Here is a 14,949-nt window from a genome sequence, read left to right as displayed (position 1 = left end):
ATAATCAGCGGATAATCCATCAACCAAACAGATGGATTCCAACTTGGGTTTGTCACTTTCATGAATGATAGTGCGTGGCAACACTGACCGGAAGCTCGACACCATGCGCACTCCCCTCGATCGTATTCGCCACACCCTGATGTTTGAAATCATCGGGCTTTTGATCGTCATCCCGCTGGGCCACCTGCTCTTCTCTCTGGACACTACCCACATGGGCATGGTCGGCGTCATCAGCGCCGTGGTCGCCACGATCTGGAACTATCTCTACAACCTGGGCGTGGACCACATGCTCAAGCGACTGCGCGGCCATGTGCACAAGACCGTCGTCATGCGAGTGCTTCACGCCATCTGCTTCGAGCTGGGGCTGATCTGCGTGCTGCTGCCGCTGATTGCGCTCTATCTCGGCCAGACGCCTGCCCAGGCCGCACCGCTGGTGACCTCACTGGCCCTGTTCTATGTGGTATATGCCTTCGTTTTCAACTGGGTCTATGACGTGGTCTTTCCTGTACCGACCGCGCGCAGGGCTGACACGCCAGTCAATGCCTGAGCGTTACCGGCAGTGAGCGGCTGATCGCGATATCGAGTTGACCAAAGTGTTATAAAGTAACATTATTGACCGATGACGCGAGTCGCTCACCGCTTTTTCAGGCAATGACATGTCCTATTTCGATACTTCTCCACCGGATGCACGACGCATTCCCGTCACGCTCCTGACCGGGTTTCTGGGCAGCGGCAAGACCACCCTGCTCAACGAGCTGGTGCGTCAGCCGAGCATGTCGCGGGCGCTGGTCATCATCAACGAGTTCGGTGAAATCGGGCTCGACCATGAGCTCTTTTCCGCCAGCACCGACGGCGAGCAGATCGAGCTCAGCAACGGCTGTATCTGCTGCTCGATTCGCACCGACCTGGCCCGGACGCTCAAGGACGCGGTATGGCGCTTTTCACGGGAAGGCAAGCGCCAGTTTGACCGGCTGATCATCGAGACCACCGGGCTGGCCGACCCGGCGCCGATCGTGCATACCCTGATGAGCGAGGCAAAAGTTGCACGTCACTACGCGCTTGATGGCATCGTCACGACCATGGACGCCGTCAGTGGCAGTGTGACGCTGGACCGCCATGAAGAGGCGCTGCGTCAGGCCGCGATGGCAGACATGCTGCTGATCACCAAACAGGATGTGGCTTCCAGAGAACAGCTGGACGCCCTGCGCCAGCGGCTCGCCGCGATCAATCCGAGTGCGTTCCAGAAGCTGCTCGATCACGGCCGTATCGAGGCCGATGAACTATTGGGACTGGGACCCGAGGACATGGACGCGCGCAGCGCCGATATTCAGCGCTGGCTGGGCGAGGCCGCCTCGAACGCCTCCCTGCACTCGCCCACGCTGTCTCCCGGCGCGATGTTTGCAAGCGTCGATAACGCCGAGGTTCAGGCCGGCATGATGCCGGCGGCACCGCTGCCTGATCCCAATCGCCACGATGCGCATATCCGTGCCCACTGCTTCGTGTTCGAGCGTCCGATCAGGGCCTCGCGTCTGGAGGCATGGCTGTCGATGATCACCAGCCTCATGGGCCATGACATGCTGCGCATCAAGGGCATGCTGGATATCGAGGGCCGTGACCGGCCGCTGATCATCCACGGGGTGCAGCATCTCTTCCATCCGCCGGTCGAACTCGAGGCGTGGCCGGGCGGCGAGCGCTTCTCGCGGCTGGTGTTCATCACCCGTGATATCCCGCGCGAGACGCTGGAGATGACGCTGGGCGATTTTCTCGCCAGCTGATCGTCAGTCGTGAACAGGCCAGCCCCTGCATGGTGAGGGCCTGTTCATGACCGGTGCATGCTTTTAAACGTTACGATATATCATTGCGAGATAACTCATGACGACACAGGTTCCAGACAACAGGCTGCCGGTCACCATTCTTTCCGGCTTTCTTGGCGCCGGCAAGACCACCCTGCTCAATCGACTGCTGGCCAATCGCGAAGGCCGGCGAGTGGCGGTGATCGTCAACGACATGTCGGAGGTCAATATCGATGCCGACCTGGTGCGCGGCGGCGAAGCGCATCTGTCACGCACCGAAGAAACCATGGTGGAGATGACCAACGGCTGCATCTGCTGCACCCTTCGCGGCGATCTGATCGAGGCGGTCAGCGCTCTGGCGCGCGAGGGTCGCTATGACGCGCTGGTGATTGAATCCACCGGCATCTCGGAGCCGCTGCCGGTGGCAGCGACGTTCGAGTTTCGCGACGAACACGACTTTTCACTCGACGATATCGCTCGCATCGACGCCATGATCACGGTGGTCGACGCCGCCAGCATGCTCAGGGACTACGCCTCGACCGAGTTTCTGCAGGACCGCGGCGAAGTCAACGGCGAGGCGGATGCCCGCACGCTGGTGGATCTGATGGTCGATCAGATCGAGTTCGCCGATCGCATTATTCTCAACAAGATCAGCGACGCCACACCGACCACGCAGGTCGCCGTGCGCGATATTGTCAAAAGCCTCAACGCCGGGGCCGATGTCATCGAGACCGACTACGCCGATGTCGACATCGAAGCGCTTCTCGATACCCGGCTCTACGACCCCGTGCGCTCACGTCAGCACCCGCTGTGGTATCGCGAGCTCAACGAGCCCGACAGCCATATGCCGGAGAGTGAAGAGTACGGCATCAAGAGCTTCGTGTTCCGCGCGCGCCGCCCCTTTGACCCGCAGCGGCTGGATGATTTCATCAAGGATGGCGACTGCTGGCGCGGCGTGGTGCGTGCCAAGGGGCTGTTCTGGCTCGCCACCCGCCCGGACCACGTTGGCATGATGAGTCAGGCCGGTGCGTTCATTCGCACCGAGCGCTACGGCTACTGGTGGGCCGGCATGCCGGAAGAACGCTGGCCGAATGACCCGGGCTGGCGCGATACCCTTCAGCAGTACTGGGACACGCAATACGGCGATCGTCGCAACGAGCTGGTGTTCATCGGTCAGCACATGGACGAGCACGCCATTCGCGCTGCGCTGGAGGCGTGTCTGATCGAATTGCCGCGGGGTGTTCCCCTCCCGGCAGCGACGGCCGGGCTTCGTGACCCCTTCCCCGCCTGGGCCTGAACCGGTGTTGCCCGCGTACGGCGCCATACATGCCCGCAGGTGACTCACTATCACCCCTGATCGGGTGAGAGCGTACCGAACCAGACCACCAGCGTGACCACGCCGATCAGGAGAACGATTTCCATGATAGAGACCCGACGCAGCGTGTCGAGCGCGTCGGTTTCCCGGGATAACCGCGGGACCAGCCGGTAACGATTATAAATCGCCATCATGATCAAAATCCCCACCATCGCCACCTTGAGCCAAAGTGCCCGCTGGTAGAGCACGTCTGGGTCTGGCGGCCATGTGCCCACCACCAGCCAGGTGTTGACGACACCGGTGAGCAGTGCCACCGCCACCGCCAGATGTCCGGCGGTGGAAAACCGAATCAGCGCATCAATGGCGCCCAAGCGCCTCGACGGCTGTCTCAGTTGCCCCAACAGCATCACGACCGGCACCAGTGCGCCCAGCCAGAAACCGCCGGCCAGCAGGTGCCCCCAGTCGTTGAAGCGATGCAGGACACCGATCGCCCCCTCATGCATTGCCGTGTGCCCTGATACGGTCAGCGTGGCCAGCATCAGGGATGTAGCGATCGCAATGCCTGCCGGGCATCGCATCCCCGGGACAATGAGCACCAGCCCAAGTACCAGAAAAGCTGCCAGCTGCCAGATCCAGGCGCTGCCCACCAGCGTCTTCGTGGCGACAAGCCCGAACATGGACGGCGAGCGCGCATCCGTCCAGCCGCTGCCGATCGAGGCGGTCAGTATCGGCAGCGTAGCAAGCGTCGAGAGCCCGCCCAACATGACCGCGCTCACGCCCCAGCGGCGCAGGCGCTGCCATAGCCCGTCACGCAGCGTTTGATCCGCGATCAACAGCAGACAGGCACTGCCACCCCAGAGCAGCAGTGCCGTCAGCGTGAAGACAGATCGGACGATCAGCAGCGCACCGGCCGGCTCGATCACGGCGCGACGTCGAAGCGGTACTGCCCCTGGGTCTTGTGGCCATCGATTGACAGCACATGCCAGCGCACGTCGTAGCTGCCGCTGTCCAGAGGCTCGCCGATCGGCGTCACTAGGGTCTTGCCGTCATCCTGCAGCCGAGCGTCCTCAAGGGTGACCGAGTCACCGTCGGTATTCACCACGTCAACGCCGCTGAAGGCCAGCTCAAGGCCTTCGCTGAAGGTCAGGCTGATCTCCTGCGGGGCAGAAACGCTTTCTTTTTCACCGGGCACGGCGTCCTTGAGGTGGGCATGGGCCAACGTCTGGGTGCTGACCGCCAATGCTGCCAGCATGACAGAACCCATCAGATATTTTTTCATCATGTCATTCTCCACAGTGGACGGCTGCCATTCAGCCGCCATATTGAAACATCAGAAACTGAAATCGAGTCGGGTCCAGAACATGCGTCCCGGGTCGTTGACACGGGTATTGCCGGGATAGCCGAACCCGGCGTTGCCGGCCAGATTGAGGTGTTCGCTGTAGGTACTGTCGAACACATTGTCGACGCCGGCGCTCAGTGTCATGTCCTGAGTAAAGCGGTAGGCGCCGTTGAGGGAAAATACGCCAAAGCCGGTGGAATCCCCAAGATCCTGACCCACGACGTTGCCCTTTTCGAGCGCGATACGATTTTGCGCCGCCGCCACCCGCCAGAGCGCGCCAATACTGTAGTTGTCCTGCTCGTAGGTCAGGCTCATCCTGCCTTCAAGCGGCGGAATCTGGGGCAGCGGCTCATCGTCCGTGACGTTGCGACCCCAGGCGTAGGCCATCGAGGCTTCACCGGTCAGGCTGTCAGTGAAGTCATATGACGCGCCCAGCTCTGCGCCGGCAATGGTGGCATCAACATTGTCGACCCGGGTATTGGCGCCGTCATAGTCAAACAAAATGAAATCATTCACATAACCGACATAGCCCGAAACCCAGGCACGCGTACGCGCCCCCTGATACTGGGCGCCCACATCCAGCTGGGTAGTCTTTTCGGGCTCAACCCCATCAAAGGCGTTCAGGCTGCCATCAGGGCCATCCTGGCCGGGCTTGAGCTCCCAGTAATCGGGGAAGCGTTCGGTATGGCCCACGCCGGCATACCAGGTCACCGGAGCCGAGGCCAGATCCTGTTCATAACGGACAAAACCACCGGGCAGCGTCTTTCGGCGAGTGTCCCCGGCAGTGGCCGTGTCCTGGTTGTTATCGTCGACGTGATAGCGATCAAGGCGAAAACCGCCAATCACGCGATCCCGCTCGCCGGCAAACCATGTCAGCTGATTGAAAAGGCCATACTGGAGCTGCTCATAGTCGCTCTGCCAGCCGGTATCATCGTAATTGCGATGGTTCTGCTTCTGCGCGTCCACACCTGCAATCCACTCGAGATTGCCCCACTCCCAGGTCGAGGCAGTACGGGCACTGCGCGTGCGGCGATCCAGACGCATGGCCATGGCATCGCTCATGTTCATGTCGCCTCCCATGTCCATGCCACCACCCATGTCCATGCCACCACCCATGTCCATGCCACCACCCATGTCCATGCCACCACCCATGTCCATGGGAGCAGGATCACGCAGCGAATAGTTGTCCATGATGTGATCGGCGTAGGCATAGTTGGCCTGCATCTCCAGCTTACGCCAGTGCTCGCTCATGTTTTCCTTTTCAAAACGAATGCCGGCCGTTTACCTTAAAAACTGGCTGCCATCCATGCCGCGCCCGGCGTAGCGCGCCTCGCCGTTGCCGCGTCCTGCATTGAGCTCAAGCCAGGTGTCGTCGTCGGGCGTCAGGCCAAGCGCAAAGTCACCGTTCCACTTGTTCCACTGAGATGGCACCGCATTGCCGTCACCATCCTTGTAATCATTGGCCTCAGACTTGTTGCCGGTCACACGGAAATAGCCGTCCCCATTGCCTGCCGCAGCGTCAATACGTCGATCAAAACGACCGTAGGTGCCGAGCATGACGCTGCCATCAACTCGCATACCCGGCTCATCGAACTTTTCCGGCCCGCGTTCAAAGCGGATCGTGGCCGCCGAAGCACCCGGCCCCCAGAGTACGGACTGCGGCCCCTTGGTCACCGTCAGGCGGTCATAGTTTTCAGGCGAAATGTAGGAGGTCGGGGCGTCCATGCGCACGGGGCAGGCGCCAAGCATCTCGCTGCCATTGGTCAATATTTTCAGACGCGAACCGAACATGCCGCGAAAGACAGGGTCTCCGTTGGTGCCGCCATTACGGATCGAGGAAAAGCCCGGGATGGTCTTGAGGTAATCGGCACCATCACTGGCAGGCGCCGGCTGACGCGGCTTGCCCGGATCCGTCTCTACGGTAATGGGCGAGCTCAGCGCCACGGCCGTAATGACCATGGGCTGCTGATCCGGTTCAACTGGCGTATCCGGCATCATTGATTGCGCGCCGACGGGACCGGTCATCCATGTCCCCGTGGTGGCCAGGGCAATGCAGGCGGTCAGCCTGGTTTTGCGCACCGGGTTACAGCGGACATGCGTGGGGTGCCCCCGTTCGGACAAGCGACGGGCGTGCGTGGTCGTGAACATGATGTTCCCTTGAAAACGATATTATTGATTCATGCCTTGTACTGACGCGGTCGCTGGACGACGCCGCTCAAGGAACAGGACCTGTTTGTTTTCAGGAAAACATGGGGGGCGCACGCGATAGTGCATGGGGAAAAACCGGTGCCGTGGCCATGCCGCGCAGGGTGTGCATCACCACCAAAGAAGGCGGTTTTCCATGATCGCGCAGCAGGGGGAGATGATCAGGTGGGGTCGCGGGAAAGTGCTGCCAGAGCGAGCAGTAGCCACACTGATCGAACCATTTGAAAACGTTGGCCTGATGATGCTCGCTCGCCATGGCGGCAGACATCATGACCGAATGCGTCATGGCGGCCGAGCGATGCCCCTGATGTTCTTCGGTACCGACAAGCCTTGTCTGAGAGATCAGCGGCCCGGCAAACATCATGATCATGGCCATCAGCGCCAGGCTGACCGCCTGGCGCTGAGTAACGCTTTGATGCATGAACCGGCGCGACATTGCCCTCTCCCGAATACTGCAGGATGCTTCGCTGGCGCCGAAGATCAGACCGTCAGTCGCGCCAGTTAATGGATCATTTGAATCCTACAGCAAAAGTTCCCCGTCGCTCGCGACACGGTGCCGGGGCATATCGTCACACGACTTTAGACCAGGAAGCTCCCCTTTCAGCAGTCGTATTTATTTAATAATAATCATCCAGCGAGGCGTTGACGTTGAGCTCGGCAAGGCTTGCCGTATTGGGCATATTGAGTGCCATCGACACCAGTCGGGCCAGATCCTCGGGCTGGGTCATCTGCTCCAGCGGAATGTTGCCAGCCGCTTCGCCCATGTCGGTGGCGACCATCCCCGGGCACAGCGCCGTGGCTCGAACACCCTCCTCCCAGCCTTCCTTGCGCAGGGCATGGGACAGCGCCAGGGCGGCATACTTGCTCATCGAATACAATCCGGTTTTCGCACTCTTGACCCGATGACCGGACAGCGAAACGACCGATACCACCCGGCCGGCACCGGTTGATTTCAGATGCGGCCAGGCCGCGCGCGCCAGCCTGAGCGGCGCCTTGACGTTGATGTCAAAAATCGTGTCGATATCGGCATCTTCGGCCTCGATCACCGTTTTGGGGATCATGACGCCGGCATTGTTGATCAGCGCATCAAGCCGCCCGAATCGGTTGACCGTGGCCTCGACCCACGCCTGATCAAAGGCATCGGTCGATGCATCATACTGATGTACCAGTACCTGATCGCCGGTCAGCGCCGGGTCGATCTCGTCGGGTCGACGCACGCCCAGACTCAACTGCCATCCCTCCTCTTTCAGACGACGAGCGATGGCGGCGCCGATGCCGCGGTTGGCACCGGAGATCATCGCCACACGCGATGGACGCTGCGGATCGTGTTTCATAGCTGTCTCACCATGTCAGTTTTTGGGCTTGAAAGCCTCAGGCCACAGGCCGACGTAGCGGTATACGGGCCTGAATGAGGCGGTCCTTGATAAACGCAGCTTCTGCGCTTCGCCATCATGACAATCTAGGGATGACGGAGCATAAATCAATCCTGTATGCACCAGAGTATTGACGGACTGGAAGTCTCCGCCTAAATTTGGAAACAATCATTTCCAAAATAGAGTCCTGGCCATGTCATCTTCAAAAGCTCCTGCCCGCGGCCGTCCTCGCGCCTTTGACGAAGACAGGTTTCTTGATACCGCCATCGCACTTTTCAGTCACACCGGCTTTGCCGGTATCAGCCTCAGCACGCTTACTTCGGCCTCCAAACTGACGGTGGGGAGTATCTACAAGGCCTATGGCGACAAGGCAGGGGTGTTTGCCAGCGCACTCGAACGCTACATCGCCCTGCGTGAGGCGGACCTTGAGCAGCGCCTCACGCCCTTGAGCAATGCACGTGACAGGATCGCGACGCTGCTGGAGTACTACCTGAACCTGAGTCAGGGGCACGACGGCCGTCTGGGCTGCATGGTTGTGACCGGCGTCACCGAAATTGAACAGGTTGGTGATGCGGCAGCGATACTGCGTCACCAGCTCACGTCACGCCGACAAGTGCTGAGCCGGCTGGTGTCGGAAGGCCATCAGGATGGCTCGATCGCCAGACATGTTGAGTGCGAGACGACGGCCGACCTGCTGTTGGCGCTGTTTCAGGGTATGCGCGTGGTCGGTAGGGCCGGTGATCTGACCCATGACAACACCGCCTTTGTAAATCAGGCGCTCAGACTTCTGGAGTAGGTTCCCGCACACCTGCGCGTCCCCTTGACGCCCCCGAAATGTCCGGAGTTCGGACCATATCTACTGCTTTCGAGGAAGCCTGCATGAATTCCAGAGCACTTCATTTTTCTCATCACTTCAAACGGGCCAACGGTCTGCGCTTTCACTACGTTGAATGTGGCCCCCATGATGCCCCGGCGATTGTTTTGCTGGCAGGCTTTCCACAAAGCTGGTTTGCCTGGCGACACGTCATGGCCCATCTGGCCAGGAGCTTTCGAGTCGTGGCCATCGATCTGCCCGGCCAGGGCGACACCGACAAGCCGCTGAGTGGTTACGACACGCAAACCGTGGCGCATCGGGTGCACGATCTGGTGGTCGAACTGGACCTCGGAGAGTACTGTCTGGCCGCACATGATGTCGGTGCATGGGTAGCCTTTCCCTATGCCCACCTTTTCGAAACACAAATACGCGCCCTGGCGCTTCTCGACTCGGGTATTCCGGGCGTGACGCTGCCTGCCAGTCTGCCGTCGTCTTCTGATCACTCGTGGAAAACCTGGCATTTCTCGTTTCATGCCCTGCCGGATCTTCCGGAGATTTTACTTGAAGGCCGTGAGCGTCCCTATCTTGAGTGGTTTTTCAGAGAAAAATCTGCTGACCCGGCCTGTCATGACACAACGGCGCTGGACGAATATCTGCGTATTTTCACCGCTCCCGGTGCCATGAGAGCGGGCCTCGCCTATTACCGAGCGTTGGCTTTATCAGCCGATCAGAATCGTCGACTGACAGAGGGTCATCGGCTCGCGCTGCCTGTATTGGGCCTTGGGGCCGATCAGGGCTCGATCAAGGATATGGGCGGGTCACTGGCGCCGTTTTGTTCGAATGCGCATGCCGAGACCATTGCATCATGCGGACACTTCCAGCCCGAGGAGCAGCCAGAGGCCGTCGCCGACGCCCTCCAGCGGTTTTTCTACCCATCAGTGGCATGACTTCGGAATCAGACGGCTTGTCTGGACACATGACGCGCAATCTGGCCGGGCGTGGTCCACCAGACACCTTCGGCCTCGCGATGGCCGGCCAGATCGGTGAGTACCCTGCGCAGCAGCCGCAGCCGGAAGGGCTGGCCGGTCAGCCAGGGGTGCAGGGCGATACCCATGACCAGCGGCTGGTGGCGGGACTGTTCGAGCAGCTCGAAGAACTGATCGCGCATCATGGTGGCAAACTCGTTCATGCTGACCCGATGGGTCGAGATGGTCGGAATGTCGTTCAACTCCTGCGGATAGGGAATCGACAGAAGCTGACCGCGGCGCGTGCGCATGGCGGTGGGGCGGTCATCATGTGACCAGTTGAGCGTGTAGCCAAAGCCTGCCTCCTGCAGCAGGTCCGGGGTGCGATCGCTTTCCGAAATCCACGGCGAAAGCCAGCCTTCGGGCGCGGTGCCAAAGTGGCTCGCCAGACGCTCACGACAGCGGGCAATCAGTGCGGCCTCCTCGCTCGGCGGCATCTGCCCCTGACGCTCGGCGTTGGTGTGGCCATGACCGATCAGCTCGTCCCCTCGGGCCACGAAAGCCTCCAGCAGTTCGGGGCAGTGATCTAGAATCGAGGTATTGGCGATCACCCCGGCCGGTAGTGATAGCGCTTCCAGCATCTCCAGAAAACGCCAGGCGCCCACGCGGTTGCCGTACTCGCGCCAGGCATAGTTGAGCACGTCAGGTTCCCCTTCCGGCGCCGGCGGTGCAATGCCGGGGCCGCGCCCCTCGCCAAAGGCGAAATGCTCCAGATTGATGCCCACATAGACCGCCAGACGGGTATCGCCAGGCCAGCGGAAATCATCGCGATCAGTGATCGCTCGGTAGTCGAAACGCTCGTGGTGGCGCAGATGTTTCAGCGTCATGCCGTGCTCCTGTTGATGACCATGACCACGCAGGCCTCACCCGCCCCTGCCGCAGACATGACAATGCCGGCACCCGGAGGCACCGGCACAAGAGTCAAACAATGGCGAACACCTCAGGCCGACTGGACGGCCGGAATGTTCTCCATCAGCTTCTCCTTGAAGATCGGTAGATCCCGAATGCGTTTGCCGGTCGCGTGGTAGACCGCATTGGCCACCGCCGCCGCCATCCCGGTAATCCCGATTTCGCCGATGCCGCGGGCACCGAATTCGTTGAATTCCAGATCAGGATAGTCGAGCAGGATTACATCGACCTCCGGCGGCTGGTCGGCGTGCACCGGCACCACATACTCGGCATAGTTGTTGTTCACCGGTCGGCCATTGCGCGCGTCATACTCGGTGGCCTCGAAGTGAGCCATGCCCAGCCCCATGACGATGGCCCCCTCGACCTGGTTGCGTGCCGTCATCGAATTGATCACGCGACCGACATCGATGGCGCTGACCACTCTTGAGACGCGCAGATTCGAAATGCCCGGGTCCCAGCGCACTTCAACAAAGTGCGCCCCGAAGGAGCGATAGGAGTATTGGCTGTCAGCCCCCTGGGTATGAGCATGGCCATCGGCACTGGCCAGCTTCTGCCCCTTGAGCACGTCGACATAGTCCACGCTCTGCCCATCATGAGTGAGCTGCCCGTTCTCGAACGTGAGACTGTCGCTTGCCGCGTCGGCAAAGTCACCCTTCCCGCTCGTGGCATACCCCTTGAGTTCCTCGATGGCCTTGCGCGTGGCAGCGGCCACCGCCGGCAGCGTGGTGGCCGTGGTCCAGGAACCGCCCGAGATGGGGCCTTTCGGGTAGCTGGTATCTCCCAGTCGCACGGTAATCTTCTCGATCGGCAACCCGGTCAGATCACTCACGGTCTGGGCAATGATGGTATAGGTGCCGGTACCGATGTCCTGGGTGGCACAGGTGACATACGCCGTGCCGTCGGCACGCAGCGACACCCGCGCCTCACATTCCCGCTTGAGGGCCTCCCAGTTACAGGCCGCCATGCCGTAACCAATGATTTCATGGCCATCGCGCATCGAGCCGACGTCCGGATTGCGATCATGCCAGCCAAACTTCTCTGCAGCCCGCTCGGTCGCCTCGCGGATGTGGTTACTGGAGAAGTCGAGATCCAGACTCTCGTCGCGTTCCGCATAGTTGTTCATGCGAAATTCGAGCGGGTCAACGCCGGCTTCAAGGGCCATCTCGTCAATGGCCGATTCCAGTGCAAAGAGCCCGGGCGCCGCACCGGGTGCCCGCATCGAGGTCGGCGTGCCACGATTGACCTGCGTGGTCTCATGACTGACCGTCAGATTCGGACACGAGTAGAGGCTTTTGGTCACGCTGCCGCAGGTTTCAACATACTGATCGGTAAACGAGGTCGTGTTGATCGACTCATGACGCAGCGACACCAGCTTACCGTTCTCATCCGTGGCAAGCCTCATGCGCTGGCACGTTTCAGGACGATGCCCGGTGGTCGTGAACATCTGCTGGCGCGGTACGACCAGCTGCACCGGACGGCCGATTTCCCGCGCCGCGGCGGACGCTGCGACCGCATGGGGCCACATCCAGAGCTTGGCACCAAAGCCCGAGCCGATAAACGGCGACTCTACCCGAATGTGTTCCGGCGGGATGCCAAAGATCTTTGCAAGCGCCCCCTGCTGCTGCACTACCCCCTGGGAGGACTCGAAAATGGTCAGGCGATCGCCCTCCCAGCTCGCGACCGAGGCATGCATCTCCATCGGGTTGTGGGTTTCGACCGGCGTGGTATAGGTCACATCGATGCTGTGGGCGGCGCCGTCAAAGTTACCCGCCGCATCACCGCGTTCATGATTGCCCTGCCCCTTCTGGGTGCCGTGCGCCGTCACGCCCTGATCCAGATTGGCAATCGCTTGGTCACTTTTGTAATTCACACCGACCTTACGCGCCGCGGCACGGGCGTTTTCAAAGGTGTCGGCCACGACCAGCGCCACGAACTGGCCTTCGTAATACACCTTGTTGTCCTCGAACGGCAGGCGGGTCTCCTCGACCTTGTTGCCCTGGGCCATGGAGGATGGCGAGCGGTGCAACTCGGGGAAATGCTCGTGATGAAAGATGTCGATCACCCCGGGGGACTGACGCGCGGCGTCCAGGTCGAGCCCGGCAACGGTGCCGCTGGCGATGGTGCTGAAGACCCCGTAGCCATAAGCCACGTTATCGGGATGATGATCGGCGGCATAGGGCGCTGCACCCGTGACCTTGCGCTGGCCATCAATGCGCTTTGGTCCGGAACCAATAGCACCGGCGCCAATGATGCTGTCACTCATGACGTTCTCCTGTCTGGTCGCGCCTTCAGGCGGTCAGGGTGGTGAGATTGCGCACGATGGCCTGCTGGCCGAGCGGAATCTTGAAGGCGTTATGGGCATAGGGCGTGGCGCTCTTGAACGCAATGCCGGCGGCCTTTTGAAAGGTCGCCTCGGTCGCTTTCTGCCCCTTGAGGGCGGCCTCTGCCTCATGGGCACGCCAGGGTCTGGTGCCCACCCCGCCCAGCGCCACACGGGCATCCGTAATGGTGTCGCCCTCAAGGGTGACGATCACGGCGCTCGAGGCCAGCGCGAACTGATAGGAGGCGCGATCGCGCAGCTTGAGATAGTGAGAGCGGCTGTTGTCGAGCGGGGCATCCAGCGTGACGTGAGTGATCAGCTCCCCCGGTTTCAGAGCGTGCTCGCGCTCGGGGGTATCCCCCGGCAGCAGGTGAAAGTCGAGAAAGTCGATCTCGCGCTGCCCTTCCGGGCCCTCGACGGTGATCGTGGCGCCAATGGCGGCCATCGCCACGCACATGTCGGAGGGGTGCGTGGCGATGCAGTGCTCGCTGGTGCCGAGCACGGCGTGCACGCTGCGGTTATGGCCCTCGATGGCGGCACAGCCCGAGCCCGGTTCGCGCTTGTTGCAGTTTGACACCCCGTCGCGGAAGTACGGGCAGCGTACGCGCTGCATCACATTGCCGGCAGTGGTCGCCTTGTTGCGCAGCTGCGTAGTGGCCCCTGACAGCAGCGCCTCACTGAGCACGGCATAGTCACTTGCGATGCGCTCATCGCGAGCGAGTGCCGTGTTGGTCACCAGTGCCCCGATCCGGGTACGGCCGTCATTCAGGGTTTCGATCCTTTTGAGATCGAGCCGGTTGATGTCGACCACCTGCTCCGGGCGCATGATGTCGATCTTGACCAGATCCAGTAGCGTGGTGCCGCCGGCCAGATAGGCCGCCTGTTTATCGGGACCGTGGGAAGAGACCGCCTGGCGCGTACTGTCGGCCCGCGCATAGTCAAAATTGTGCATCAGCTCGCTCCCTTCATCCTGCCGCGGGCATCCTGCACGGCCGCGAGAATGTTCTTGTAGGCGCCACAGCGACAGATGTTGCCGCTCATCGCCTCGCGTACCGAGGCATCATCGCTGCCGATATTGTCATCGTTGAGAATGGCGACGGCGCTCATGATCTGCCCCGAAGTGCAGTAGCCGCACTGGTAGGCGTCGTGTTCCCAGAAGGCCGCCTGCACCGGATGCAGATCGTCCCCGTTGGAAAGCCCTTCGATGGTGGTGATCTCGTCACCGTCATGTGACACGGCCAGCGACAGGCAGGAGTTGATCGCCGTATCGTTGACCAGCAGCGTGCAGGCGCCGCACTGGCCCTGGTCACAGCCCTTTTTGGTGCCGGTCAATTCAAGACGATCACGCAGCACATCGAGCAGTACGGCGTTAGGGGTGACGTTCAGGGTGTGCTCGACACCGTTGACGGTGAGCCGGATCTGCTGCTCGCCTTCGGCGGGCGCGCCATCATCACGCGGTTCAACGGGCTCGGCCTGCGACTGTCCCGCCTGAGCGATCTGCGCCCAGGCCGGTGCCGTGGCCGCTGCCAGCCCCGAGGCCCCCATGGATTTGAGAAAACGTCGCCTTGACGGCGAGCGGGCATCGAAGGTCTCGACGCCCGATCCATCACCCTTGTGGTGATCACTCATGAGTTACTCCTCATTGCATCAGGGCATTGGTGTTGTATCGCGCCCTGTCTCGTCACGGTCGATATGAGTCCTGGCAGTGCCAGCTGCCAGCGATGGCGCCTCGAGGCGCTCTGAAATCTTGGGAATATCAGTGATGACCGGTCAACTCGTTTGCCGGCAAACGATTCAAGCCTGGACCGAGCGTGAAGAGATTGCCAGTAAGCACCTTTCAGTCATTGTTCAGACAA

General features: G+C 61.0%; 15 protein-coding genes. 5 read left to right on the top strand and 10 right to left on the bottom strand.

The window, feature by feature from the left end; genetic code table 11:
• The first annotated feature begins 103 nt into the window (after window positions 1-103).
• The 3 genes from BM079_RS12645 to BM079_RS12635 all read left to right on the top strand — a co-directional run bounded on the left by BM079_RS12645 (window position 104) and on the right by BM079_RS12635 (window position 3,090).
• Window positions 104-547: a PACE efflux transporter gene (locus BM079_RS12645; RefSeq protein WP_090135017.1), complete on the top strand. Its 444-nt coding sequence runs from the start codon at window positions 104-106 to the stop codon at window positions 545-547.
• 109 nt (window positions 548-656) lie between these two features.
• Entirely contained in the window at window positions 657-1,775 is a 1,119-nt protein-coding gene (locus BM079_RS12640) for a CobW family GTP-binding protein (RefSeq protein ID WP_090134662.1), read from the top strand.
• A 97-nt stretch (window positions 1,776-1,872) separates the two neighbouring features.
• The gene (locus BM079_RS12635) at window positions 1,873-3,090 is read left to right on the top strand and encodes a GTP-binding protein (protein ID WP_090134660.1); all 1,218 of its coding nucleotides are present in this window, start codon (window positions 1,873-1,875) and stop codon (window positions 3,088-3,090) included.
• Between the two features lie 50 nt (window positions 3,091-3,140).
• Here BM079_RS12635 and copD read toward each other — a convergent pair whose 3' ends face one another.
• The 6 genes from copD to BM079_RS12610 form a co-directional block, all read right to left on the bottom strand.
• A complete protein-coding gene (gene copD / locus BM079_RS12630) occupies window positions 3,141-4,031 on the bottom strand; it encodes a copper homeostasis membrane protein CopD (RefSeq protein ID WP_090134658.1) in 891 nt (296 codons plus the stop codon).
• Window positions 4,028-4,390, bottom strand: a complete 363-nt coding sequence (gene copC, locus BM079_RS12625) for a copper homeostasis periplasmic binding protein CopC (RefSeq protein WP_217639694.1) — start codon at window positions 4,388-4,390, stop codon at window positions 4,028-4,030. Before copC ends, copD begins: the two co-directional genes overlap by 4 nt.
• A 48-nt stretch (window positions 4,391-4,438) precedes the next feature.
• Entirely contained in the window at window positions 4,439-5,698 is a 1,260-nt protein-coding gene (locus tag BM079_RS16785) for a TonB-dependent receptor domain-containing protein (protein ID WP_217639693.1), read from the bottom strand.
• Between the two features lie 30 nt (window positions 5,699-5,728).
• Window positions 5,729-6,595, bottom strand: coding sequence for a TonB-dependent receptor plug domain-containing protein (locus tag BM079_RS16780; RefSeq protein ID WP_217639692.1), 867 nt, complete (start codon window positions 6,593-6,595; stop codon window positions 5,729-5,731).
• Between the two features lie 91 nt (window positions 6,596-6,686).
• The gene (locus tag BM079_RS12615; RefSeq protein WP_090134656.1) at window positions 6,687-7,088 is read right to left on the bottom strand and encodes a DUF2946 domain-containing protein; all 402 of its coding nucleotides are present in this window, start codon (window positions 7,086-7,088) and stop codon (window positions 6,687-6,689) included.
• Between the two features lie 181 nt (window positions 7,089-7,269).
• Window positions 7,270-7,986: an SDR family NAD(P)-dependent oxidoreductase gene (locus BM079_RS12610; RefSeq protein WP_217639691.1), complete on the bottom strand. Its 717-nt coding sequence runs from the start codon at window positions 7,984-7,986 to the stop codon at window positions 7,270-7,272.
• Between the two features lie 232 nt (window positions 7,987-8,218).
• Between BM079_RS12610 and BM079_RS12605 the strand changes: the two genes are divergently transcribed.
• Entirely contained in the window at window positions 8,219-8,821 is a 603-nt protein-coding gene (locus BM079_RS12605; RefSeq protein ID WP_090134654.1) for a TetR/AcrR family transcriptional regulator, read from the top strand.
• 38 nt (window positions 8,822-8,859) lie between these two features.
• A complete protein-coding gene (locus tag BM079_RS12600; protein ID WP_322787943.1) occupies window positions 8,860-9,786 on the top strand; it encodes an alpha/beta fold hydrolase in 927 nt (308 codons plus the stop codon).
• An 8-nt stretch (window positions 9,787-9,794) separates the two neighbouring features.
• On the opposite strand, the gene BM079_RS12595 is transcribed toward BM079_RS12600, so the two are convergent.
• The 4 genes from BM079_RS12595 to BM079_RS12580 all read right to left on the bottom strand — a co-directional run bounded on the left by BM079_RS12595 (window position 9,795) and on the right by BM079_RS12580 (window position 14,722).
• A complete protein-coding gene (locus tag BM079_RS12595; protein WP_090134650.1) occupies window positions 9,795-10,691 on the bottom strand; it encodes a polysaccharide deacetylase family protein in 897 nt (298 codons plus the stop codon).
• 113 nt (window positions 10,692-10,804) lie between these two features.
• Window positions 10,805-13,036 (bottom strand): xanthine dehydrogenase family protein molybdopterin-binding subunit, encoded by a 2,232-nt coding sequence (locus BM079_RS12590; protein WP_090134648.1) that lies wholly within the window; start codon window positions 13,034-13,036, stop codon window positions 10,805-10,807.
• 25 nt (window positions 13,037-13,061) lie between these two features.
• Complete coding sequence (locus BM079_RS12585) at window positions 13,062-14,045, bottom strand: FAD binding domain-containing protein (protein ID WP_090134646.1); 984 nt, start codon at window positions 14,043-14,045, stop codon at window positions 13,062-13,064.
• Window positions 14,045-14,722 carry a (2Fe-2S)-binding protein gene (locus tag BM079_RS12580; RefSeq protein ID WP_090134644.1) on the bottom strand — a complete coding sequence of 226 codons (678 nt, stop codon included), beginning with the start codon at window positions 14,720-14,722 and terminating at the stop codon, window positions 14,045-14,047. Before BM079_RS12580 ends, BM079_RS12585 begins: the two co-directional genes overlap by 1 nt.
• Window positions 14,723-14,949: the final 227 nt, after the last annotated feature.

The sequence above is a fragment of the Kushneria avicenniae genome (genome assembly GCF_900112585.1).
Lineage (GTDB): Bacteria > Pseudomonadota > Gammaproteobacteria > Pseudomonadales > Halomonadaceae > Kushneria > Kushneria avicenniae.
The sequence above is the reverse complement of the archived record's forward strand: the minus strand, read 5'-3'. Positions and strand labels throughout refer to the sequence as shown.

What these genes read in the sequence shown, in the direction of transcription:
- BM079_RS12645 (WP_090135017.1), top strand. Translation starts at nt 104, where the DNA reads ATGCGCACTCCCCTCGATCGTATTCGCCACACCCTGATGTTTGAAATC.
- BM079_RS12640 (WP_090134662.1), top strand. Translation starts at nt 657, where the DNA reads ATGTCCTATTTCGATACTTCTCCACCGGATGCACGACGCATTCCCGTC.
- BM079_RS12635 (WP_090134660.1), top strand. Translation starts at nt 1,873, where the DNA reads ATGACGACACAGGTTCCAGACAACAGGCTGCCGGTCACCATTCTTTCC.
- copC (WP_217639694.1), bottom strand. Translation starts at nt 4,390, where the DNA reads ATGATGAAAAAATATCTGATGGGTTCTGTCATGCTGGCAGCATTGGCG.
- BM079_RS16785 (WP_217639693.1), bottom strand. Translation starts at nt 5,698, where the DNA reads ATGAGCGAGCACTGGCGTAAGCTGGAGATGCAGGCCAACTATGCCTAC.
- BM079_RS16780 (WP_217639692.1), bottom strand. Translation starts at nt 6,595, where the DNA reads ATGTTCACGACCACGCACGCCCGTCGCTTGTCCGAACGGGGGCACCCC.
- BM079_RS12615 (WP_090134656.1), bottom strand. Translation starts at nt 7,088, where the DNA reads ATGTCGCGCCGGTTCATGCATCAAAGCGTTACTCAGCGCCAGGCGGTC.
- BM079_RS12610 (WP_217639691.1), bottom strand. Translation starts at nt 7,986, where the DNA reads ATGAAACACGATCCGCAGCGTCCATCGCGTGTGGCGATGATCTCCGGT.
- BM079_RS12605 (WP_090134654.1), top strand. Translation starts at nt 8,219, where the DNA reads ATGTCATCTTCAAAAGCTCCTGCCCGCGGCCGTCCTCGCGCCTTTGAC.
- BM079_RS12600 (WP_322787943.1), top strand. Translation starts at nt 8,860, where the DNA reads ATGTCCGGAGTTCGGACCATATCTACTGCTTTCGAGGAAGCCTGCATG.
- BM079_RS12595 (WP_090134650.1), bottom strand. Translation starts at nt 10,691, where the DNA reads ATGACGCTGAAACATCTGCGCCACCACGAGCGTTTCGACTACCGAGCG.
- BM079_RS12590 (WP_090134648.1), bottom strand. Translation starts at nt 13,036, where the DNA reads ATGAGTGACAGCATCATTGGCGCCGGTGCTATTGGTTCCGGACCAAAG.
- BM079_RS12585 (WP_090134646.1), bottom strand. Translation starts at nt 14,045, where the DNA reads ATGCACAATTTTGACTATGCGCGGGCCGACAGTACGCGCCAGGCGGTC.
- BM079_RS12580 (WP_090134644.1), bottom strand. Translation starts at nt 14,722, where the DNA reads ATGAGTGATCACCACAAGGGTGATGGATCGGGCGTCGAGACCTTCGAT.